15 protein-coding genes and 2 pseudogenes are annotated in these 21,649 nt (G+C 66.8%); 5 read left to right on the top strand and 12 right to left on the bottom strand.

The features are described from left to right. Positions 1–141: 141 nt before the first annotated feature. Positions 142–1,113, bottom strand: coding sequence for an AraC family transcriptional regulator (locus tag OHS59_RS38280; protein ID WP_328497908.1), 972 nt, complete (start codon positions 1,111–1,113; stop codon positions 142–144). Between the two features lie 44 nt (positions 1,114–1,157). On the opposite strand from OHS59_RS38280, the gene OHS59_RS38285 reads away from it, so the two are divergent. The 3 genes and pseudogenes from OHS59_RS38285 to OHS59_RS38290 all read left to right on the top strand — a co-directional run bounded on the left by OHS59_RS38285 (position 1,158) and on the right by OHS59_RS38290 (position 3,517). After that, a complete protein-coding gene (locus tag OHS59_RS38285; protein WP_328497909.1) occupies positions 1,158–2,039 on the top strand; it encodes an NmrA family NAD(P)-binding protein in 882 nt (293 codons plus the stop codon). A 371-nt stretch (positions 2,040–2,410) separates the two neighbouring features. Then, positions 2,411–2,647: pseudogene (locus OHS59_RS44640) on the top strand (IS701 family transposase); the annotation flags it as partial. A gap of 438 nt (positions 2,648–3,085) precedes the next feature. Beyond that, entirely contained in the window at positions 3,086–3,517 is a 432-nt protein-coding gene (locus OHS59_RS38290; protein WP_328497910.1) for a DUF5980 family protein, read from the top strand. A 276-nt stretch (positions 3,518–3,793) separates the two neighbouring features. Here OHS59_RS38290 and OHS59_RS38295 read toward each other — a convergent pair. After that, positions 3,794–4,015, bottom strand: a pseudogene (locus OHS59_RS38295) (transposase); the annotation flags it as partial. A 287-nt stretch (positions 4,016–4,302) separates the two neighbouring features. After that, complete coding sequence (locus tag OHS59_RS38300) at positions 4,303–7,203, bottom strand: AfsR/SARP family transcriptional regulator (protein ID WP_328497911.1); 2,901 nt, start codon at positions 7,201–7,203, stop codon at positions 4,303–4,305. Positions 7,204–7,454: 251 nt separating this feature from the next. On the opposite strand from OHS59_RS38300, the gene OHS59_RS38305 reads away from it, so the two are divergent. Together OHS59_RS38305 and OHS59_RS38310 are read left to right on the top strand one after the other, a co-directional pair. After that, positions 7,455–7,898 (top strand): peptidase inhibitor family I36 protein, encoded by a 444-nt coding sequence (locus OHS59_RS38305; protein WP_328497912.1) that lies wholly within the window; start codon positions 7,455–7,457, stop codon positions 7,896–7,898. Positions 7,899–8,018: 120 nt separating this feature from the next. Beyond that, positions 8,019–8,420, top strand: coding sequence for a peptidase inhibitor family I36 protein (locus OHS59_RS38310; protein WP_328497913.1), 402 nt, complete (start codon positions 8,019–8,021; stop codon positions 8,418–8,420). Between the two features lie 23 nt (positions 8,421–8,443). On the opposite strand, the gene OHS59_RS38315 is transcribed toward OHS59_RS38310, so the two are convergent. From OHS59_RS38315 to OHS59_RS38355, 9 genes are all read right to left on the bottom strand, one after another. Next, positions 8,444–11,365, bottom strand: a complete 2,922-nt coding sequence (locus tag OHS59_RS38315; RefSeq protein ID WP_328497914.1) for an AfsR/SARP family transcriptional regulator — start codon at positions 11,363–11,365, stop codon at positions 8,444–8,446. Between the two features lie 713 nt (positions 11,366–12,078). Next, a complete protein-coding gene (locus OHS59_RS38320; protein ID WP_328497915.1) occupies positions 12,079–13,419 on the bottom strand; it encodes a hypothetical protein in 1,341 nt (446 codons plus the stop codon). A gap of 238 nt (positions 13,420–13,657) precedes the next feature. Beyond that, positions 13,658–13,882, bottom strand: a complete 225-nt coding sequence (locus tag OHS59_RS38325) for a response regulator transcription factor (protein ID WP_328497916.1) — start codon at positions 13,880–13,882, stop codon at positions 13,658–13,660. Positions 13,883–13,984: 102 nt separating this feature from the next. Continuing rightward, the gene (locus tag OHS59_RS38330) at positions 13,985–14,731 is read right to left on the bottom strand and encodes a trypsin-like serine peptidase (RefSeq protein ID WP_328497917.1); all 747 of its coding nucleotides are present in this window, start codon (positions 14,729–14,731) and stop codon (positions 13,985–13,987) included. 91 nt (positions 14,732–14,822) lie between these two features. After that, a complete protein-coding gene (locus tag OHS59_RS38335) occupies positions 14,823–16,094 on the bottom strand; it encodes an MFS transporter (protein WP_328497918.1) in 1,272 nt (423 codons plus the stop codon). 252 nt (positions 16,095–16,346) lie between these two features. Next, positions 16,347–17,327: a TauD/TfdA family dioxygenase gene (locus OHS59_RS38340; RefSeq protein WP_328497919.1), complete on the bottom strand. Its 981-nt coding sequence runs from the start codon at positions 17,325–17,327 to the stop codon at positions 16,347–16,349. After that, a complete protein-coding gene (locus OHS59_RS38345) occupies positions 17,305–18,234 on the bottom strand; it encodes a thioesterase II family protein (protein WP_328497920.1) in 930 nt (309 codons plus the stop codon). Before OHS59_RS38345 ends, OHS59_RS38340 begins: the two co-directional genes overlap by 23 nt. Further along, positions 18,231–18,437, bottom strand: coding sequence for an MbtH family protein (locus tag OHS59_RS38350; protein ID WP_328497921.1), 207 nt, complete (start codon positions 18,435–18,437; stop codon positions 18,231–18,233). Before OHS59_RS38350 ends, OHS59_RS38345 begins: the two co-directional genes overlap by 4 nt. Positions 18,438–18,527: 90 nt before the next feature. Then, complete coding sequence (locus tag OHS59_RS38355; protein ID WP_328497922.1) at positions 18,528–21,644, bottom strand: amino acid adenylation domain-containing protein; 3,117 nt, start codon at positions 21,642–21,644, stop codon at positions 18,528–18,530. Positions 21,645–21,649: the final 5 nt, after the last annotated feature.

Consider the following 21,649-nt stretch of genomic DNA (forward strand, 5'->3'; position numbering starts at 1 on the left):
GCCTTCACAGCCCGTTGCCACCTCGACGAGATGGCCACTGGAAGTGGCTCATCGCGGGCTTCGACGAGTGCATCACCGACTTTCCCGGCGAGCATGTCGGAGTGATGTGGTGAGGTATTCACGGATCTGTCCGTCTCGCCTTCACACTTTGCGGGACAACGGCGGGACTCGTCCGGCCCGCCACTGCGCTGTTTCCGAGCTCCGGTGATCACTGGGGCGGGTGCCGCGCAGCCGCTTGAATGCCACGCTCAGCGCGAAGGCGTTGGCGTAGCCCACCTTCCTTGCGATCGTGTCCACCGTGTGGTCGGTGTTGCGCAGCAGGTCCGCTGCCAGGGTGATCCGCCAGTGCGCGAGGTAGGCCATGGGCGGTTCGCCGACCAGTGCGGTGAACCGCCGGGCGATTGCCGCCCGTGATACCCCCACCTCGCCTGCCAGGCCCGCCACGGTCCACGGCCGGGCGGGGGTGTCGTGCAGCAGCCGCAGCGCGCTACCCACGACCGGGTCGTCCAGTGCGCGCCACCAGGCCGGGGCATTGGCCTGTGGGGTGTCGAACCAGCTGCGCAGTGCGGAGACCAGCATCAGGTCGAGCAGCCGGTCCAGCACCATCTGCTGTCCCGGTCGGTCTCTGGCGACCTCCTCGGCCACCGTCTCCACCGACGGGTAGGGGCTGTGCTCGGCCGTCACCACCAGCACGGCGGGCAGGGCCTGCAGTAATCGTTCGCTGATCTCTCCCCGGCGTTCGAATGCCCCGCTGACCAGCACGGGAGCTCTCTCGGTCGGCGTTCCGCAGGTCCGGGCCGGCCCGGAGGAGTGCTCGATGCCCTCGGCCCGTGGGCAGTAGTCGGCGCTGGTCACCACCAGCGAGGGCGTGGTCGCGGGGTGGTCGGCCACCGCGTAGGGCGTGTCACCGCGGACGACGGCGATGTCGCCGACACCGATGGGTACCGGCTCGTGCTGGTCGGGAACGATCCAGGCCCGGCCGCGCAGCATCGTGGCCAGCGTCAGCGGGGCGCCACTGGCCATCCGCAGGGCCCAGGGCGGTCGCATGATCGTCTGCCGGAACACGGCGCCACGCGCCCGTACCTCTGCCAGCATCTGCGACACGACGTCCATGCCCTCAGCGTAGACGCCCAGACATCAAGTGGAGCTTCCTGGCCATGGATCGTCTCGGCGCTCGCCGGTTGGCTGGGGTCATGTCTGAACATCCGATTCTGGTCACCGGCGCAACGGGTAAGTCCGGCCGTCGCGTTGTCAGTCAACTGCGGGCCAAGGGGCTGCCGGTTCGTGCGGCGGCCCGTCACGGCGAGTACATCTTCGACTGGACCGACAGCGGTACCTGGGATGCCGCTCTGGAGGGCGTGCGGTCCCTCTACATCGTGCAGTTGGACGGCACGAAGCTCGTTCGTCCGTTCGTCGAGCGGGCGGCGCAGCATGGGGTGCAGCGGATCGTGCTGGCCTCGGGGCGTGGGATCGACGATCCGCACTACGCGAAGGACAGCAGCGGTGTCTTCGAGGGCATCGCCGACAGCGAGGCCGCCGTGCGGGAGAGCGGTCTGCAGTGGACTATCAGCAGGCCGGGCTGGTTTGCGCAGAACTTCAGTGAGGGCTTCTTCGCCGATGCCGTCCTCGCCGGTGAGCTGCGGCTGCCCGCCGGCGACGGGGCTGCCAGTTTCGTCGATGCCGAGGACATCGCCGCAGTGGTGGTCGCTGCACTGACCGAGGATCAGCACGCGGGCCAGATATATGAGTTGTCCGGACCCCGGGCGGTGACGCTGACCGAGGCGGTCGCCACGATCTCCGAGGCCACCGGCCGCGCAATCCGCTACGTGCCGCTCTCCGTCGAGGGTTACGTCGCGGAACTCGTTCAGCAGGGGTTGCCACCCGCGGACGCCGAAGCCCTCGCGGACGTCATTGAGCCACTCAGGGAGGGGAGGGACGAGTACGTCTCCGATGGCGTGCAGCGTGCCCTTGGCCGCCCGCCGCGGACCTTCGTCGAATTCGCCAAGTCCACTGCTTACGCGGGAGGTTGGCCCGCATGATCGCCTTACCGCAACCGGCGTGACCGGGCAGAATCTGCGGTCGCCCAAGGCCGTCACCGCCCGGCGCGGCTGCGGCCGTCGCCGCCTGAGCATCGCGCGCGGACACTATTGCGCAGCACATGGCGACGAACCAGCAGATCGGCGAGCAGGGCCTGGAACGTCACCTCGGGAATCCTGACCGCTCACCCACCCGCCTCTCCACGCCGCAACGGGATGCACTGCGGGTGGATGCGGACCCGCAGGGAGAGCGGAGAGCCGAAGGCCTTCCTGCCGGTAGGCAGTTCGTTCAATCCGGCGAGGGTGTGGGGGGACGGTGAGGCGGGTTGCTCGTTGGCCGAGGGTAGGAGTCATCAGCTTGGCTGAGGGGGAAAATGACTGCCCGCTGTCCGTGTCCGCCTGCGCCGGGGCTGTTGGGGGAGTACGCGGCCCGGTTCGGCGAGCTCTTCTTCTGCCGGACTCAGCGACGGGCGTTTCGTGCGTACCTGACAGGGCTGCTGGCGCCGCGGGAGCGGAACAGGACGATCACCTGTGACGATCACCTGTCTGGCAGGAGCTGAGCAGGTGGCCGGCGCGGGATGCCGGGGGTGCAGCGGCGGCAATTCTTCCTCCCCGGGCTACAGAACCGGATCCGGGGGGAGGGGCCCGACTCGTACGATCAGGGGGTCCTCAGCGGTCGGCGGATATCGGCCAACGGTCAGCGGTGCCTGGACCGCTTCGGGTGACCGACACTTCGCGGCCGGCCCCACAGGCGGAATGAGCGCCGGTGAGCGGCACGTGCGGTCGGCGGCGACCGCACCCATCGGACGCGCCCACCGCTGAGAAGGCGCGGCCCTGGCCGCCTGTGCTGCGCCGTACCTCCGGGCGGAGTTCCTGGTCAGCCTGAGCACCGTCGGGGGCACGGCCCGCTGCATCACGGGTATTTGAGAGTGAAACTACCCTTGTTCGAAGCTGCCGTCCGGGCGAGACTCGTTGGCGGCTGCCGGTTGGTGGAGTCGGCCGGGAGACCTTTTCGTACTGCCTCAGGCGCCACCAACCAGGAGGTATCGATGAAAAGAAACCATCAAGGGGCCGGGTTGCTCCTTGGTCTGTTATCGGTTCTCACCTTGATGCTCGTCGGCTCGTCCCCTGCCTCGGCCTCGACCTCGACCTGGACGTTGGAGGCCGAGGGCCAGCGGATATGCGTCTCTCCGCAGTACGGGTGGCCCAACACCTACGCGTTCGCCCCGGTCACCGGGAGCTGGTCGAGTGTGATCCACCTTGAGGTCAGGAACCTGCCCCCCGGCTCCTCCAGCACGGGCGGGGCCATTTACCCCGGGACCAACCATCACCTCCCCGACGGCTCCCTCGTCATCAACGGCTTCGTCGGGCTGTCGTTCGCACCGGCACCGGCAGGCGAGTACACCGCCGAGATCCGGGCCACCGACGGCCGGCACACCGAATCCGACCCCCTGCTGCTCGTCTTCCGCGACGGATGCTGAAACCCATGACACGGACACGAGCCATGGCGCCCGGCACCGACGACCGGGCGCCACACCGTGTCTGAGACTGAAGCCGGTGCCCGTCGGGCAGCCATCGACGTGTTCGGGATGACACGGGACGCCGTGCAGTTCGCGGCCCAGGTCTACTGAGCCGCAGCCCTGTTCGCACGGTTGATGGGTCGGCTGGCCGCAGAGTGCGGAATCGCAGCGAGATAGTGCAGGGCCGCGTCGATCGCCGTGGGCCCCCGAATCGCGCGGTCTGCGGGTAGTAGGACCGCCGCGGTTCAGGCCGCCGTACAAGGCGCCACGCCCGCGTCGGCGCTCGGGCTCCAACGACAACTCGACCAATGTCCTCACCGGACCATCCGCGCACAGCAGGGCGTCACTCAGCTCGAACAGCGCATCGCGCCGCCCGGTCAGACAGGCATAGAGCTCCGTCCGGAAGCCCGACAGTTCGGAAAACGCATCCTGCGGGGCGCCGTGGTGCAGCAGACTCATAGCGACGGCCTTCGTGTTGATCCCATGCCTCTGTGACGGAGCACAGGACCAAGCGAAGGCCGCTCTTACGTCCGGAACTTAGGCAAATCCATCAGCAAGTTCGAGGCCGTGTTATACGGCAGACCACAAACGCCAAGCTAGGCAGCGGCTGGTGGTCACCTGGGCCGGATCGTCTTGTCCGGCTTCGTTGCGACTCCGGATCTCGACCTCGACCTCATCGGGACCCCGGCGGATCCGGCCGAACCGGACACCGGTGAGCGGTCTCCAGAGGTACGGGACAACGCTTGTCAGGAGCTGACGACTCCGGTGTCTTCGTCCGCGGAGTCGGTCCGCTCGTCGAGCTGACGCAATCTGGCGCGGAGCGCCTCCGCATCCGTGTGGCTGCCTATCTTCTCTTTGATGGCCAGTGCCTCAGCCCACGCGGAGCCGGCCGCGTCCAGGTGACCGGTGTCCGTATGGGCCTCTCCGAGGCTGATGAGGGTGTCAGCCGTGAACAAGGGGAAATCTCCCCGCCGGTTGATCTCAAGGGCGCTGTTGTACGCGGCAACGGCCGCTTCGGGACGGCCGAGGTGGTGCAGCGCGTGACCAATGTGCCCCCAGGTGTCCGCCGCTCCGGTGTCGTAACCGAGTTCCTGGCACAGCTTCAGCGCCCGTCGGCAGTGATCGAGGGCTTGCCGGTGCCGGCCGAGCAGGCTCAGGTACCCGCCCACCGCGTTGAGTGCGGCTGCTTTCGTCATCCGGTCGCGTCTGTCGTCCGCACCGCGATCTCCCGGAGAGGGCTGGAGGGTGAGAAAGCGCCGCGCGGCATCGAGCGCGGCCGGCACATCGCCCCGCTCCTTTTCCACCCAGGCCAGCGTGCGACAGCACTCCGCGCAGGTCCTCGTGTCACCCAGTTCGGTGAACAGTTCGATGGCCCGCTCGATCTGATGGCGTGCGTCGTCGAACCGCCCGAGGTTCCCCGCGGCCCACCCGAGGCCGCAATGGGCATGGGCCTGGGCGGTCCGGTCGCCCAATCGGAGCGCCGCGGTCATGGCGGTGCGGTGCACTTGTTCCTGCTCACGCCAGAGACCACGCCAATGCAGATGATTGGTCAGGGCCCAGGCGAGTTGCCAGCAGTGGATGTCGTACCGGTGGGTGGATGCCTGCTCGACGGCTGCGAGCAGTACCGCCTGCTCGGCGGCTAACCAGGCCGTCGCCTTCGCGGTGTCGCCTCCGAACTCCTCGGCACGTACTCCCTGCACCGCGGGAGGCAGGATGATCAGCGCCCGGGTGAGCAGTTTCAGCGCGACCGCTTCATGGGCGGTGTACAGGTAGTGGTCGAGCATCCGGTGCCGGGCCGCTCGTACCTCCTGGGGCGGATCGACGGTCCGGGCCAGCTCGGTGGCGTAGGCGCGCAGCAGGTCGTGAGAGGTGTAGCGTCCGGCCGTGGATTCGTCCACGAGGTGGGCCTGGATGAGTTCGGACAACAACTGCCGCGTGCGTGTGGTGCCGAGTCCGGCCAGATTCGCCACCGCCAGTAGGGCGACATCGGGACCGGGGTGCAGGCTGAGGAGCCGGAACAGGCGGGCGGCGTCGGGGGAGAGAGCGTGGTAGGACCAGGAGAAGACCGCGCGTACGTCGGCGGCGGTGTCACCTGCGTGCAACGCGTCCAAACCGTCGGAGCTGTCACGTAGCTCGGCGGCGATTGCCGCCAGGGGGAAGGCGGGCCGGGTGGCCGCGTGGGCGGCGGTGACCGCCAACGCCAGCGGCAGCCGTGCGCACAAGGAGACGATCTCCTCGACCGCTTCCGGTTCCGCCGCGACCCGGTCCGTTCCGAGGCGCCGGGCCAGCAGCGCGCGAGCTTCCGCAGCGGAGAGCACGTCGAGCTGGAGGGGGCGGGCTCCGTCCACGGCCACCAGTTCCGTAAGCCGACTACGGCTGGTCACGATGACCAGACAGTCAGGTGTCCCCGGCAGCAGTGGTCGTACCTGCGCGCTGTCGCGGGCGTTGTCCAGCAACACGAGCATGCGTTTGCCCGTGAGCAGGGTGCGGTACAGGGCAGCGAGCGCATCGACTTCTTGCGGCAGCTCCTGCGGGTCGGTGCCCAGCGATTCCAGCAGCGTCCGCAGGGCGTGTGCCGACGGCAGCGGCGGTGCACCCGGGGCGAAACCGCGTAGATTCAAGTAGAGCTGGCCATCCGGAAAACGGTGCGCGACCTGTCGTGCCCAGTGCACCGCGAAAGTGGTCTTGCCGACGCCCGCCATGCCGGCGACGGTGCGGACTCCCACCACACCGTCGGAGGACGGCAGGCAGGCTTCGGCCAGCTCGGCGTCGCGGCCGACGAACGCCGCCAGCGCGGCGGGCAGTTGGGCCGGAACGAGGGAAGCCCGGGCGGGACGGGCGGGTGCGGGGGCCGGATCAGCCCCCGGCGGGGAGGGCGGCGTGAGGAGTTGGGTGTCGGCCCGCAGAATGCGCTGGTAGACAGTCTGCAACGCCGGTCCGGGATCGACCCCCAGCTCATCGGCGAGCAGTGCCTGCGCCTCGCGGTAGGTGGCGAGGGCCGCCGCCTGCCGTCCCAACCGGTAGAGGGCGAGCATCATCAACTCACGCAGCCGTTCGTCCAGCGGGTGCTCGGCGACAAGCGCGGTCAGCTCCGCGGCCACCTCCGCCTGCCGGCCCAGATCGAGTTCGGCCGTGATGCGGGCCGCCTCGGCGGACAGACGCAACTCGTCGAGCCGTTGCCGCTGGACGCGCGCGTACTCGCCGCGCATACCGGCCAGCGCTGTTCCCCGCCACATACCGAGGGCATCCCGCAGGAGCGACGCCGTGCGCCGCGCGTCTCGCTCGCGTCGCGCTCCCTCCGCCTGGGCCAGCAGTTCCCGGAAGACGCCAAGATCCAGCTTCTGCGGCGGGATACTGAGCTGATAGCCGTTCCCCATGGAACGGATCACGGACGACGCGGCGTATCCGGCAGGCTTCAGCGCCTTCCGCAGCCCATGGATATATGTCCGCAGGATACCGAGCGCGGACGCCGGTGCCCGGTTCCCCCAGACGGCGTCGATGAGCCCGCTCGCCGGCACCTGGGAACCCTCCGCCAGGAGCAGCACGGCCAGGACCGCCCGCTGCTGCGCCGGGCCCAGTTCGATCTCGTCCGTGCCGCGCCATGCCCTGACCGGCCCCAGTACCGAGAACTGCAACTGCTCGCGCACCCTGCACCCTTCCTTGAGATATCGCATTCGAACTTCCGGTCGAGGACGGGGCCGGGAAGCGGCCAGCAGGCTGCTCGGCGCTGAGGTCTGCCCGCGTCTCCTCACGGTGTTGGCACGCGCGTCCTATGCGGCAGTCCGTCCGGGAGATAGATTCAATCTAAACGGCAAATCTGTTGTGCTGCTCACCGAATTGCTTCTCCTTCTGTGCAGCGCCGTCGTTTTTTGTGATGGACTCAGGAAGGTATAGAGGAATGCTCGACATCAAATCGCGGATCGGCGCGGTAGTTCTGGCTACGACGGTCGTATCAGGAGGGGCGCTGGCACTGGCATCCCCGGTGAGCGCCGCATACACGTGCGCCGACAACCAGGTCTGCCTCTATAAGAACTCAGACTTCACGGGGTCGGTCTACGTATTGCCGAAGGTCACATTGAGCAGCGGGGCGACCATCTTCTGTGCGCGGGATCTCTCCGCCAGCAAGTACTCCGACGGATCGTCGGTGAGCGATACGGTCTCCTCTGTTGTCAACAACTCGAACTCGGTCCTTTTCCTGTACGAGAACAAGAACAGTGGCGGAAAGCATATGGGGATCGCGGGTGGTTACCGGCTCTGGAACCTCGACAACGTGCAGGTTTTCGACAGTTCGGGTCACGAGACGCGGGAAAGCTTCAATGACAGGGCCAGCACTGCCTGCTGAAAATCGCGACCCCGTATCGATTTCGGTACCGGTCCCGATCCTGTCCTGTGTCGGACCCTGTCGTCCTGACGGACGAAGATGTCCCTCACATTTCGCTCGCTATGCTGGAGATTACACATCATGACGAAGAGGAAAGGCCTCCGGGCCTCTGTCGTTCTGGCGCTCGCCCTGGGCGCGACAGTCTCTTTCTCGACACATGCCTCTGCTGTTACGCCCTGCCCCGTCAACGCTATCTGCCTGTACCAGGACGAGGCTTTCGGCGGTGGCATGTTCGCCTGGGTGGCACCCCCGACGGCTGTGTTGCAGCAGCAGAACCTGAACACCCCCGGCTTTTATTTCCCTCGTGCGGTACCCGTGAACGACAACGTCTCCTCCATTATCAACAACTCGAACTATGTGGGACACTTCTGGACGAACGCGTCCTATAGCGGCTACAAGATCGACGTAGCTGCCCACGGATGGAACTCGAAGCTGTCCACGGCCGGTTTCGATAATTCGATTTCATCGTTCACCAACAGGTGAACGTACGGAAAATGATGACACTGTCACGGCTGTAGTCCGTCCCTCGACGGGCCGTCCGGCTCGTCGAGCCGGCGCAGTCTGGTGCGAAGGTGCTCGGCGTCGGCGTGGCCGAGCTGCTCCATGATGTCCAGCCCCTCAGTCCACGCCGTGCGTGCCGCGTCCTGGTCTCCGGCGCTCAGACAAGTGTCTCCGAGACGCATGAGAGTGCCGCCCGTGAACCAGGGGACGCCGGCGTGCTGCCGGTAGAGGGCGAGGGCATGACCAAAAGCGGTGACGGCCTCGTCGTGATCTTCGAGGTGATGGTGGGCGTGGCCGATGCTGTCCCAGGTGTGCGCCGCGTTGATGTCGTCGCCGAGCTCCAGGCACAGCGCCAACGCCTGTCGGCAGTTGTCGAGGGCTTGCCGGTGCTGCCCGAGCAGAACGTGGTTCCAGCCGACCGCATTGAGCGCGGATGCTGTCGCCGCCCGGCCGCGGCGTCCGTCACCCTCACGGTCCTCGCAGGTGCGGAACAGGGCGAGCGAGCGCTGCGCGGCACCGAGCGCGGCCTTCAGGTCGCCCTGCTGCTCCGCCGCCCAGGCCAACGTGCGGTAGCTCTCGGCACAGGCTCTCAAGTCTCCGGACGCGGTGAACAGTTCGATGGCCCGCTCGGCATGCTCCGCCGCCTCGGCGAAGCGGCCCAGCCCCGCCGTGGCGGTGCCGAGACCTCGGTGAGCATAAGCCTGGGCACTTCGGTCACCCAACCGGGTCGCCGCTTCCATTCCCGCCCGGTGTGCGGACTCCTCCTCCTTCCACAGACCACGCAGGTGCAGATGGTTGGACAACGCCCAGGCGAATTGCCAGGTGTGGACGTCGTACCGATGTGTAGCGGTCTGTTCGACGATCGCGAGCAACACCGCCTGCTCGGCGGCGAACCAGGCCGCGGCCCTCGCCGTGTCCGCGTGGAACCGCTCGGCACGCACCCCCTCGGTCGCTGGCGCCAGGGGAATCAGAGCGCGTGCACGGTTAGTCAGCGCAGCCGCCTCATGGGCGGTGTGGAGGTAGTGGTCGAACATCCGCTGCCGGGCCGCCCGTATCCGCTCGGGTGGATCGACGGCGTCGGTCAGCTCGGTGGCGTAGGCCCGCAGCAGGTCGTGGGAGGCGTAGCGGCCCGGAGCGACTTCGTCCACGAGGTGGGTCTGGAGGAGCTCGCCGAGGAGCTGCCTGGTGCGGGGGACGGTGCGGCCGGCCAGGCTTGCGGCGGCGGGCAGCGTGATGTCGGGACCGGGGTGCAGAGCGAGCAGGCGGAACAGGCGCGCGGCATCAGGGGTGTGGGCATGGTACGACCAGGAGAACACGGCACGCACGTCAGCCGCGGTGTCACCGTCGTGGAACGCGTCCAGACCACCGGCGCTGTCGCGAAGCTCGGCAGCGATCGCCGCGAGGGGGACGGCGGGCCGGGTCGCCGCGCGAGCCGCGGTGACGGCCAGGGCCAGGGGCAGCCGGGCGCACCGGTCGATGATCTCCTCGACCAGGTCGGGCTCCGCCACGACGCGCTGCTGTCCGATCCGCCGGGCCAGGAGTTCGCGGGCTTCCGGCACGGACAGGACGTCGAGGTTCAGCGAGTGGGCACCGTCCACGGCGATGAGCCCGGTGAGCCGATTGCGGCTGGTGGCGATGACCAGACAACCAGGCGCCCCGGGCAGCAGGGGGCGTACCTGCGCGGCGTCGCGTGCGTTGTCCAGGAGCAGGAGCACTCGCTTGCCGGTCAGCAGAGTCCGATACAGACCCGTGAGCGCGTCGATGTCCTGCGGCAGGCGCCGCTCGTCGGTGCCCAGGGATTCCATCAGCGTCCGTAGCGCATGCTCCGGCGACACCGGCGGACCGAGCGGATCGAAGCCGCGCAGATTCACATACAACTGACCGCCCGGGAAGCGATCCGCGATCTGTCGGGCCCAGTGCACCGCGAAAGCGGTCTTACCGACACCCGCCGTACCCGCGACGGCACCGACCACCACCGTGCCCCCCGAAGGCAGGCCGAGCACCTCGGCCAGCTCTGCGGCGCGGCCGACGAACACCGGCAGGGCGGCAGGTAGTTGGGCCGGCACGGTGACGGAGGGGGCCGGTACGGGGGCAGGCGCCGGGGCGGAGGCGGCCCCGGTCGTGACAGGAGGAGCCAGCAGCCCGCTGTCGGCCCGCAGAACACTCTGGTACATCGCCTGCAGTGCCGGGCCGGGATCGACTCCCAGGTCGTCCGAGAGCAGGGTCTGCGCCTCGCGGTAGGTCTCAAGAGCCGCCGCCTGCCGTCCCGAACGGTACAGGGCGAGCATCAGCAGCTCTCGGAACCGCTCGTCCAGTGGATGTTCGCCGACCAGCCCGGCCAGCTCTGCGGCCGCCTGCGTATGGTTGCCGAGGTCGAGTTCGGCCGTGATGCGCGCCGCCTGCGTGGACAGCCGCAGTTCTTCCAGCCGCCGGCGTGTGTTCTGCGCGAAGTCGCCCCCGACACCGGCCAGCGCCGTCCCCCGCCACAGGCCAAGAGCGTCCTGCCAGCACTTCACCGCGCCCTCTAGGTCTTTGACAGCGCGATTCCGCCCGGCCTCCGCGAGCAGTTCCTGGAAGACACGCAGGTCCAGTTCGTGCGGCGACGTACGAAGCCGGTAGCCGTTCCCTGTGTGACGGATCATGGACGACGCGGGGTCCCTGCCGGGTTCGAGCAGCTTCCGCAGCCGATGGACGTAACCCCGCAGGATTCCGGGAGCGGAGGCCGGAACCTCGGTGCCCCACACCGCGTGGACCAGGCTGTCCGCAGACACCTGTGAACCCTCCGCCAGCAGCAGTACGACCAGCACGGCCCGCTGCTGTGGAGGGCCGAGCCGGACTTCGTCCTCACCCCGCCACGCCCTGACCGGCCCCAGTACCGAAAACCGCAACCGCTCTTCCAACTCGCACCCTCCCCGGAGGATCCGCACCTGAGGCGCTGAACCGTTCCATGATCGGTGATATTTCCGGGCGCAGACTCCAGCCGTCGGTCCGGGCCGTGTTCGGCGTGACGGCGGCAGTGGGCCGGTGACCGCGCAGGGGAGCGCATCCGCAGTCCTGTGCTGCGGGAATGTCAGGACGGTTCTCCGTGCCCGGTCGGCCGGTCCGACGGTCGTCACTGTCATGGTCCGAGACCGTGCTCATCGAGCCAGGCGAGCGTGCCGTCGGGGAGTTCGCGCCGGCCGTGGTCGAACGGCGCTGTGATCCCGGTCCTCATGGGTGCGTCCTTCGGACGACGACGGCCGGCACGGTGGGGTCCTTGCCGGGTCCTGCTGAACGCCTTGATTTCGACGACTAGTGCTGTGAGCAGCAGGTTTGCCGAGTTCAGGCCGCAAGTTGAAGAGGTCTGCTCCATCGTGGTCCTCATGGCTGTCATGATCGCGGCCGAGATCGGTCACTGGAGGCGAGCGGGACCGAGGGGAAGTGCGACCTGTGCGGGACGTGAGAAGACGCGCGGGGACGACAAGACCGCTACCTCCTACGAGGCAGCGGTCGGTGCAGCGCCGCCGGGCTGGTTTTTTCGAGCGGCGGTATCCGGTTTGATCATCGCTCCTGAAGGCTGGCGGCCAAAGGCCGGACGACCCAGGAGCGGAATTTTTCGGTTCAGTCGGACGAAACGATCCAGGCTGCGGGCATCGGCGTTTCAGCCGGTGGTCTCAAAACCCTGCAAGCCCAAAGTCGTCGCAATGGTGGCCGCACCGGGAAACGCCACATCTCGGTAGCAGTTACGATTCTGAGCACCCTGGCAAGTCGCCGGCGTGGTCCCGCCGGCCGAGATGATCCCTGTCGCCGTCACCCCATTGTCGTCGAATGTGAAAATGGGGCCACCGCTGTCTCCCGACCCGGCAACGCCGACGTTGGCACTTCCCAGACCTCGGAACATGGGCCCGCGTGCACTGCCGTCGGAGGCGGTGAAGCGATAGTTGGCGCTCACGACCTCAATGCTTCCGGTGAGTCCGGTGAAAGCTCCACTACCGTATACACCTTCTCCCACAAAGGGACTTGCGTAGCCCTTGACATTCATGAGCGAACCATTGCTGGACGCTTCGCCGTACCACGATCCGTAGTGCATCTGCGGGCGCACCGTGACGCTACTGGTGTAAATAGCGACGTCCTGAGCCTGGTTCGCTGTTTCTACCGTTCCGAGCCCTGCTCCTTGCGCGTTACCTATCGTGTCCCCTATCTGACCGCAGTGCCTCGCGGTCAGCATGCGCAAATTACCGCTATTGTTTCGGACGGCAAATCCGGAAGAGCACAACCCCTCGAGGCGCGGGACCGAGATGACACCTCCGCCGAAATGTGGACTTGTCGCTCGATTGATGTTCAGGTCCTTCGGTGCGGAGGGGACGACATCGACGGTCACCGGAACATCACGGGCGTACACTTCTCGGGCGAGTCGACCCGTTGAAGGTGTTCGCGCGGCACCGTCGGCCTGGGGTGCGGAGTCCGAGGTGATCTGCACAGTTATGCCGGAGCCGTCGATGTTGGGGGAAGTCCCGACTATCTTACCTTCGGGGACCGTCCCGCCATCGTCCGATTTCAGCGATCCGGACACCGGCTTACCCAGTACTTCCCGTGCCGGCACCTGAAGCTCCGAAAGCGAGAACTCGGCGTCGTGCACACGAATGCGGACAGCCCTGTCGGCTGTCCTCACCGAACGGCTGACCGAGGGTGGAAGCTCACCTTTCCAGTACAGGTCGACAGCGCGCGACGTAACGTCGAGTTTGATGCCTGTGTAGCCCGGCTCCGAGGCGTGCTCCGCAGCATCCCTGAGAGGAGTTGCATAATGAATCAGGCGGCTCTGGACTTCGTCTTCCGGGGTCTGGCTCCGACTGGACGAACTCGTCGAGTTGGAGTCGACTTGATCGAAGCCGGATTTTTCTGCCCCGATCCGGGAGTCTGCGTGAACCGATGAGGCGCCGGTCAGGAACGCTAGACTCAACGTAGCTGACCAGATCACCGTGCGGAGTTTTATCTTTGGCACGATTTTGTTCCTCGCTCTAGAAGATGCTACTGGGCCCTGCGTCATGCAACGGCTGGGGAACTTTAACCAGGCTTACGCCCGTCTCCATATAAGGGGAGTGCCAGTTTCTTGGTGACTGCTTTGGGCGGTGGTCCGCAGGAGACGGGTGGGCTTCGGCTGGTCGGCCTGCCTTGTGTGGCAGCCCCCGAAACGCATCGCGGCACCCGGCCGCCGGGCCGACTTCGCCATGTCCCTACCTCTACTGGTCAGGTTGGCAGAGGCCTAGTCGTACAGCGAGAAGCACCAGTTGTGAGCGGTTGAAAATCCCGGTCTTGTGTCGGATGCGCCGAATGTGGGTGTCCACGGTGTGTGGGCTGATCCCTAGCCCGCGTGCTATGGCGTGGTAGGTCTCGCCGTCGCAGATTCTTACAAGGATTTCCCTCTCCCTGGAGCTGAGGGAAAGTTGAGATGACTGTGCAGTCATGGAGCGTCCTGGCTGGGTAGATGAGAGGTGCACGATACTAATTCGGTATCGAACTGCGGGAGCGGCCGGTCCGCTAGGTGGGAGAATTTCGCCGGCTACTGGCTACCAGCTGGGATTTTTGTTCGACACTTCTACAGCCTTGTTGTACGTATTGAAGGCGCCACCGTCGAGATATGAAGCGTAGGAGGCGCTTTCCGTACCTCCGTAATTAAGAGCCTTTATCTGGTTCTTGCCATACTCGAACCATGGGCCCCCACTCGCGCCGGGGACGCTTTTGCAGGCAGTCTTCAGAACGCTGGAGCTGCTGGTGCTGGAAGCCGTCGGCTGGTTTTCGCATCGCAGGTACAGTGTGCCGCTCGCGTCATATCCGTAGAAGTCGATGTTGCCGCTCTTCGGTCCATTGAACGTAATTCCTGAAGGGTGAGCCACCGAAGAAAGCATTTGACCCGATGCATTTTTTCCCACGACTGCGAAGGAGACGTCTCCATAGCCTCCCGATGTCCATCCGTTGATGGTGGTGAATGAATATATCGGAAACGAGCCGACCGGAGTCTGCCCGGCGTGGTACTGAGGCATGAACCTCAGCCCGGTCTTCTCGCTGACGCAGTGTGCGTTCGTAGCGATTATGTTGCCCCGCCCTCCGGCCACGACCACCGCCGTGCAGCTGCCCGAGTTTGACTGGAGGAGACCCACACCGGTCAGATTAGGCACGGCCTTCTTCCCGGAAGGGTCGGCTACCGTAATAGTCTCCCGAGGTGCATCAGGGGCCGCCTCGGCGATGCTTGCACTTCCCAGGGATCCGGCAATCATGAATCCGACGAAAGTCAACTTGGCTATTTTGGGCAGCACTAAATTTCTCCTTCATCGGGGGTTATTATTACTTGTACGGTAGGCGATCACTTCTTCTGACGATAGGTTCTGAGTGCCACCGAGATCCCTCTCACCGGGACCACCGGGACCACCGTGTCGACATGGACGGCGAGCCGTCGACAACGTACTGATGGTGGTGAAGTCTGCGAGCAGCCATGATCGAGATTGCCAGGAGCACGACCGCGCCCACACCGAAGGGGGCGCGCAGACCGAGCAGATGGGCGATTATTCCGCTGGCCGCGGCGCCGAGGGCACTGGCGCCGGCGTTGATCAACTGGTAGGTCATGTTGACTCGGCCGATCAGGCGGTCGGGCACGAGGCTCTGCCGCACGGATACGGCCATGACATTCCATGCCAGCGTCGTGGCGCCGTAGCAGCCCACGAAGAAGCAGAACGCCGTGCTGGAGGAAGCGGAGCCCGCGGCGGCCACTGCCGCTGTCTGGCCGATCATGGCCAGGTTGAGTGTCCTGCCGACGCCGATCCGCTCGGACAGTCGAGTGACCACGGCGGCCCCTGCCAGGCCACCCACGGCGAAGGTCACCATGACCAGCGCATAACCGACACCGCTGAGGTGCAGCACATCCCTCGTGTAGAGCACCAGGATCGTGGTCAGCCCTACGACAACGAGGCTGCTACCACCCGAGGCCACACACAGGAGCCGCAGGAGGCGATGGTTCCAGAGCCAGCCGACGCCCTCGGTCACCTCCTGCCACAAGGAAGTCCGCGCGGCCTGGACGGGCTTGTGCGCGCGGTAACTCCCCGGCAGCAGCGCGACCAGCGCGGCAGCGCCCGCGATGCACGCCGTCTGCAGGGCGAAAGGCGCGGCGAGGGACACGGTGAACAGTACGGCGCTCAGCGGAGATCCCAGTAGATTGCCCGTCACCTGTGCTGTCGCCTGGAGTGCCGCGTTGGCACGAGTGCGGTTGGCCGGGTCGACAAGCGCAGGGACCATACCGGCCCACGCACCGACATACATGACCTGTCCTATCCCGAGTGTCAGAGCGACGCCACCGAGGAGAGCGATCGAGGCGTGCCCCGTGAAGACCGCCGCGGTGAACGCCGCCGCCACCAGAGCTCGCAGCAGGTCCGTGATCCACAGAACACGCCGGCGTTCGAGCCGATCCGCCACGACTCCTGAGAGCAGACCGACCAGCAGCCATGGCAACTGCTCGGCGAGGAAGACGAGGGACACCTCCCGCGGATCGCTCGTGAGCTGGGCAGCGAGTAGCGGAACGGCCGTCAGGCCGATGCCGTCACCGAGACCGGCCACGGACACGGAGCTCCACAGGAGCCGGAACCGGCGACCGAGTGGCTCCCGCTGTCGGGGACGCGGAATGGGCATGGGTGTCATGGGTCCTTCGCGAGGTGAGAAGTCATCTCATGTGCGGGCGATGCGGGGGTGATGTGCCGGGAACGGAGCCGTTACCGCAAGCTCGCCGCGGGAGCCGGGTTCGTCCAGGATCAGGCGGTGAAGTCCGGCCCGCACCGGGCCTTGGACCACTCGGTGAAGCGCCGGCGGGCTGCGGCACCGGACGGCCCGAACGAGCCGGGGCGCCTGGAAGCAGTCGGACGCTCCGAACTCTGCTCCGCCGAGTCACCACTTGATCGCGGCCTGTCCGTAGCCGTGTTCTTCCTGTTCCGAGGGGTGGCGGCCCTGCTGCCCCGGGATCCGGGCCAAAGACCTCTTGAGCCAGCGGTCGGTGCCGTCGTAGCGGGCCTTGAAGGGAACACGCCCATGGACGGTGACGTCGTTGTCGACGACCAGTACGTCGCCCGGCTCCAGAACGAGACCTGTCGACACCTCCGCGAGCCCCGCTTCCAGGCGGCGATAGGCTGCCCGGTATCGTCCATCGGCTTTTTCCAGTGGGGTGTAGGCGGGGTCGAAGCGAAGAGTGAGTTCTTCCGGGGGACCCCACAGAGTGGACACTGCCGGAGGGTTCTCCGTGAACTCCGGAGACGTCGTGTACGCGTCGTCGGGGAGGATCGGGAGTACCGGTCGTTGTAGTTCGGCCAGGTCGGCGGCTGAGAGCCGAAGCCGGCGCACACTGGAGGCAGTGGTGGCGACCCTGTCGTGGTTGCGCATACAGAGCAGGAGCAGCAGATGGGCCCGTTGTGGGTGAAACGCGTCCTCGGTGTGCGGGTTGAGCAGGGCTGAGCTGCTTGCGCCGGTCTGCTCGTGCTCATGGCCGGGAGCGGGAACGATGTTGTTGACCGCACGACCATCCTGTTGGCCGGCCCAGGCGATCGGACGCCCCATCAGCCGGGTGATGATCAGCAGCATGACGTCCCAGAGGGCTCCGGCGTCATGGGCCTCGGACCAGTGGAGGGGAGTGGGGGGCAGGGAGCTGTCGTCGATCTCCAGCCCGCGGACGACGAAGAGTCCCGCAGCGGTGAACTCCGGTCGAAAAGTATGTGCTGTCGAATCGTCGAGCCACTTCGTGGCTTCGTCCAGAGCGCCGAATATGCTTGGATTTGTCGCGGATCCGTGATCCCCCAGCAATTTCTCGGCAGCGGCCTTCACCTGCTCGGCACCGTGAGCACTGAGCAGTCTTTCAGGGCATGGAAGCGCGGTCATTCTTGAGTTCCTTTCCTGGGGGAGCCGTCGTCGTGTGCTGCCGTTCCGGCGACTGGAGCGATGGAGCCTCCGACTGGAACGAGGGAGCGTCGTGGATGATCGAGCGCGAGGAGATCTCGGCGGTGACGGCTGCCGCGTGGGGGACGAGATAGAAATGGTTCCCCTCGAAAACCTGGAGCCCGAAGCCTGAGGCCGTCACTTCCGCCCAGGTGGCCAAGTCCTCGGGCGTACATCCGGGGTCTGCCGTGCCACCGAAGGCGGTGATCGGCGCCTTGAGACGTATGACCTCGGCAGGTTTGTAGGCGTCCAGGAGTGTGAGGTCGCCGCGGAGCGAAGGCAGCAGAAGGTCACGCAGCTCCGGGTCGCGGTAGAGGTGGGATCCCGGCTCTCCCGCCGCTACCGTCCAGTCGGCCAGATCGTCGTCGCTCACCGGATGCGCGGTGCCCGCGAGTTCGTGTCCCGGAGCGCTGCGGCCCGAGACATACAGATGGTTCAGTGCCTGCGGGTACCAGTCCTCCAGCCTGCGGGCCACTTCGTACGCCACGGAAGCCCCCATGCTGTGACCGAACAGGGACACCGGGACGTCGAGGTAGGGCAGCAGCCGGCCGGCTATCTCGTCGGCCAACTCCTCCAGACTCCGCGGGGGCTGCTCGCCCAGGCGGTCCTGCCGGCCGGGGTACTGCACGGCAAGCACTTCGATGCCGGGCGCGAGCAGCTCGTACCAGTCGTGGAACATCCCGGCGGTGCCGCCTGCGTGCGGCAGACACACCAGCCGGACGCTGGGGATGTCCACGGCATAGCGGCGGAACCAGGAATCACCGACGTCGATGAGTGGCTGCTGGGCCAGGGCGCCGGAGCGGGGCACCTGGTCACGAGTCGCGGCGGACGGAGGGTTCCGCGCGGTCATCCCATGCTCTCGATCAGGCTCTTGGGGCGCAGGTCGGTCCAGTGGGTCTCGATGTAGTCGAGGCAGACCTGCCGGGTGTCCGCGGGGTGGACGACCACCCAACCCGCCGGGACCTCGGCGAACTCAGGCCACAGCGAGTGCTGGTTCTCGTCGTTGACCAGGACCAGGAAGGTGCCGTCGGTGTTGTCGAACGGATTGCTCATGGTGGTTCCTTCTCGAAGGCGGATGGTTCGTGTCGGGTTCGCGTGTGCGAGGTGTCGCGCGGAGCGCGGACACAGACGGAGACGGCGGCGTCAGCCGGCCGACGGCACAGAAGGGGTGGCGACTTCCTGCTCGGCGAGGTACGCCGCCAGGCGGCATGGCGTCGGAGATTCGAAGATCACGCGCAGTGGGAGCTTCCTGCCCGCGGTCCTTTGCAACTGGCTGCCGAGCCGGAAGGCCGTCAGTGAGTCCCCGCCCAGTGCGAAGAAGTTGTCGTCGGGGCCCACGGACGGGAGCGCCAGTACCTCGGCGAACAGCCCGCACAGCAACTCCTCGTACGCAGAGGCCGGGGCGCGGCCGGTGCCGGTGCCGAAGCTAGGAACCGGGAGGGCACGGCGGTCCAGTTTCCCGCTGGAGGTCAGGGGCAGTTCGGCCATGTCCACCAGCGCCTGGGGCAGCATGTACTCCGGAAGCCGGGCCGCGAGGTGCTCCATAAGCTCCTCAGGGGCGACGCCACCCGCAGCGGGCACCACGTAGGCGACCAGGTGCTTCGTCCCGGGGCGGTCCTCACGGACGATCACCGCGGCGCGGAGCACGGAAGGGTGCCGGCTGAGCAGCGTCTCGATCTCTCCCAGCTCGATCCGCAGGCCGCGGATCTTGACCTGGTCGTCTGCCCGCCCCTCGAAGACCAGGGCGCCCTCTTCGTTCCAGCGCACGACATCCCCTGTGCGGTACATCCGGGTGCCGGCCGGACCGAAGGGATCCGCGACGAACCGCTCCGCAGTCAGGCCGGATCGCCCCAGGTATCCATGTGCCAGTTGCACGCCGGCCAGGTACAGCTCACCAGGGGCGCCCACCGGGGCGGGGCGCAGATGGGCGTCGAGGACATGGGCACGGGTGCGGGCGATCGGCCGCCCGATGGGCACCGAGACGCCGGGCCTGCCCTCTTGGGACGCCCAGCTGGTCACCTCCACGGCCGCCTCGGTCGGGCCGTAGAGGTTGTGGAGCTCGGCTCCCAGCACCGCGTGAAATCGGTCAGCCAGACTCTGGGAGAGTGCCTCACCGCTGCAGATGACCGTTCTCAGACTCGTGCAGGCCGCGGCCTGCGGCACATGCAGGAACGGATCGAGCATCGAGGGCACGAAATGGGCCGTGCCGATGCCTTCCGTCCTGATCAGTTCGGCAAGGTACTCCGGGTCCTTGTGCCCCTCCGGCCGTGCGATGACCAGCGTCCCGCCGACCATCAGCGGCCAGAACAGCTCCCACACCGACACGTCGAACGTCGACGGAGTCTTGTGGAGGACCCGGTCCCCGGTGCCGATGGGGAACCGGGACTGCTGCCACTTGAGGCGGTTCACCACGGCGGAGTGCGGTACCAGAACACCCTTCGGCCGTCCGGTCGAGCCCGAGGTGTAGATCAGGTACGCCGGCTGGCGAGGGTCGGGAAGCCCGGGTACGGGAGGTCCGTCCGTGGCTCCCGATTCTTCGGACAGGACCCGGTAGGTGTCGGGGTCGACCACCAGCACCGGGGCGGCGTCCTCGATCATGTACCGCACCCGGTCGGCGGGAAGTGAGCAATCCACCGGCAGGTAGCCGGCGCCGGTCTTGTGCACGGCGTACAGCGTGACGACCATCTCGAAGGAGCGAGGAAGGGCCACTGCGACAAGTCGGCCCGGCCCCGCCCCCTTGTCCAGTAGGGCTCGCGCGAGTCGGCCGGCCGACCGGTCGAATTCGGCATAGGTCATCGCCGACCCGTCGAAGACCAGAGCGATGGCCTCGGGGGTACGGTCCACCTGCCGGCTGAAGAGTTCCGGAAGCGTGGTTCCGGGCAGGTCCGTGGATGTGATCGCGTCCGGCGCGTTCCATGCGCGGAGCAGTTCGAGCTCCTGATCGGGGAGGAAGTCCAGTCGCCCGGTGGCTGTCTGCGGATCGTCGGTCATGGCGAGCAGCAGCTTGCGCAGTCGTCCGGCGATCCGCTTGGCTGCCGGGCGGTCGAGGACGTCGGGGCGATAGCTGAGGTCCATCTTCAGACGCTCACCCGGATGGGCCAGGAGGCTCAGCGGGTAGTGCATCGCCCCCGAGACTGAGTCGGGCTGCGCCATGGCGACCTGTAGCCGATCGCCCTCGAACTGCGAGACCTCGTGAAGGGACGGGAGATTTTCGAACACCACCGCGGTGTCGAACAGTTCACCGACTCCCGCCGCACGCTGGATCCCGGCCAGTCCCAGGTGCTGGTGTGCGATCAGCTCGGACTGCTCGTCCTGGATGCGCTCCCACAGTTTCGCGACGGGCTCGGCGGAATTCAGTACGGCCCGCACGGGAATGGTGTTGAGGAACAGGCCGACCATCTCTTCCACTCCGGCGAGTTCGGGAGGACGGCCCGACGACACGGTGCCGAAGACGACGTCCGTGTGACCGGTCAGCTGGCCCATCAGCAGAGCCCAGGCACTTTGGACCACCGTGTTCACGGTCACCCCGTGTTCCCGTGCGACCTGATACAGGGCGGCGGTTTCGTCCGGTGCGAGTTCCAGGGTGACGCGCCGTGTCCGGACCAGCTTGCGGGCGGTGTCCGTCCGCGCTATGAGCGTTCCCTGTTCCAGCCCTTCGAGTGCCCGTAGCCACGCGCTCTCGGCCGTGGACCGGTCCTGCGCGGTCAGCCACGCGAGATAGTCCCGGAAGGGGGCAGGCTCCGGCAGCGTCTCGGTGCCGCCGGGGACGTACAGCTTGAGCAGGTCCTGGACCACCAGGGGAACCGACCAGCCGTCCAGGACGATGTGGTGGTTGGTGAAGACCAGAACGTGCCGTTCCGGAGCCAGTCTGACCAGCGTGAAGCGCACCAGCGGAGGGCGCGCGAGGTTAAAGCGGGTGACAAGATCCCGTTCCAGGAGCTTCCCGAACTCGCCGGCCTGCTCATCGGCGTCGAGGCCGGACAGGTCGACCTCGCACCACGGAACACGCGTCTTGCGCGCGATGGCCTGCACCGCCTCCCCCGACTTGCGGGAGATGAAGCCGGCACGCAGTGAAGCATGCCGGTGCAGCAGTTGTTCAACGGCCCGCTTCAGGTCCTCCACGCGTATCGGTCCGACGAGGTCGACGGGTGTCTGCATGACGTAGACATCGTCGCCCTGGTCGTCGTACGACGCATGGAAGAGCATGCCTGACTGCAGGGGCGTCAAAGGAAGAACGGCTTCCACGACTGGCTGTGCCACGACTC

Origin of the sequence: Streptomyces sp. NBC_00414, assembly GCF_036038375.1 — a bacterium.
Classification (GTDB): Bacteria; Actinomycetota; Actinomycetes; order Streptomycetales; family Streptomycetaceae; genus Streptomyces.

Bases quoted from the DNA above. Each gene is read 5' to 3' on its own strand.
- OHS59_RS38290 (WP_328497910.1), top strand. From the start codon at position 3,086: ATGAAAAGAAACCATCAAGGGGCCGGGTTGCTCCTTGGTCTGTTATCG.
- OHS59_RS38350 (WP_328497921.1), bottom strand. From the start codon at position 18,437: ATGAGCAATCCGTTCGACAACACCGACGGCACCTTCCTGGTCCTGGTC.
- OHS59_RS38310 (WP_328497913.1), top strand. From the start codon at position 8,019: ATGACGAAGAGGAAAGGCCTCCGGGCCTCTGTCGTTCTGGCGCTCGCC.
- OHS59_RS38345 (WP_328497920.1), bottom strand. From the start codon at position 18,234: ATGACCGCGCGGAACCCTCCGTCCGCCGCGACTCGTGACCAGGTGCCC.
- OHS59_RS38305 (WP_328497912.1), top strand. From the start codon at position 7,455: ATGCTCGACATCAAATCGCGGATCGGCGCGGTAGTTCTGGCTACGACG.
- OHS59_RS38280 (WP_328497908.1), bottom strand. From the start codon at position 1,113: ATGGACGTCGTGTCGCAGATGCTGGCAGAGGTACGGGCGCGTGGCGCC.
- OHS59_RS38335 (WP_328497918.1), bottom strand. From the start codon at position 16,094: ATGCCCATTCCGCGTCCCCGACAGCGGGAGCCACTCGGTCGCCGGTTC.
- OHS59_RS38340 (WP_328497919.1), bottom strand. From the start codon at position 17,327: ATGACCGCGCTTCCATGCCCTGAAAGACTGCTCAGTGCTCACGGTGCC.
- OHS59_RS38285 (WP_328497909.1), top strand. From the start codon at position 1,158: ATGGATCGTCTCGGCGCTCGCCGGTTGGCTGGGGTCATGTCTGAACAT.
- OHS59_RS38325 (WP_328497916.1), bottom strand. From the start codon at position 13,882: ATGACTGCACAGTCATCTCAACTTTCCCTCAGCTCCAGGGAGAGGGAA.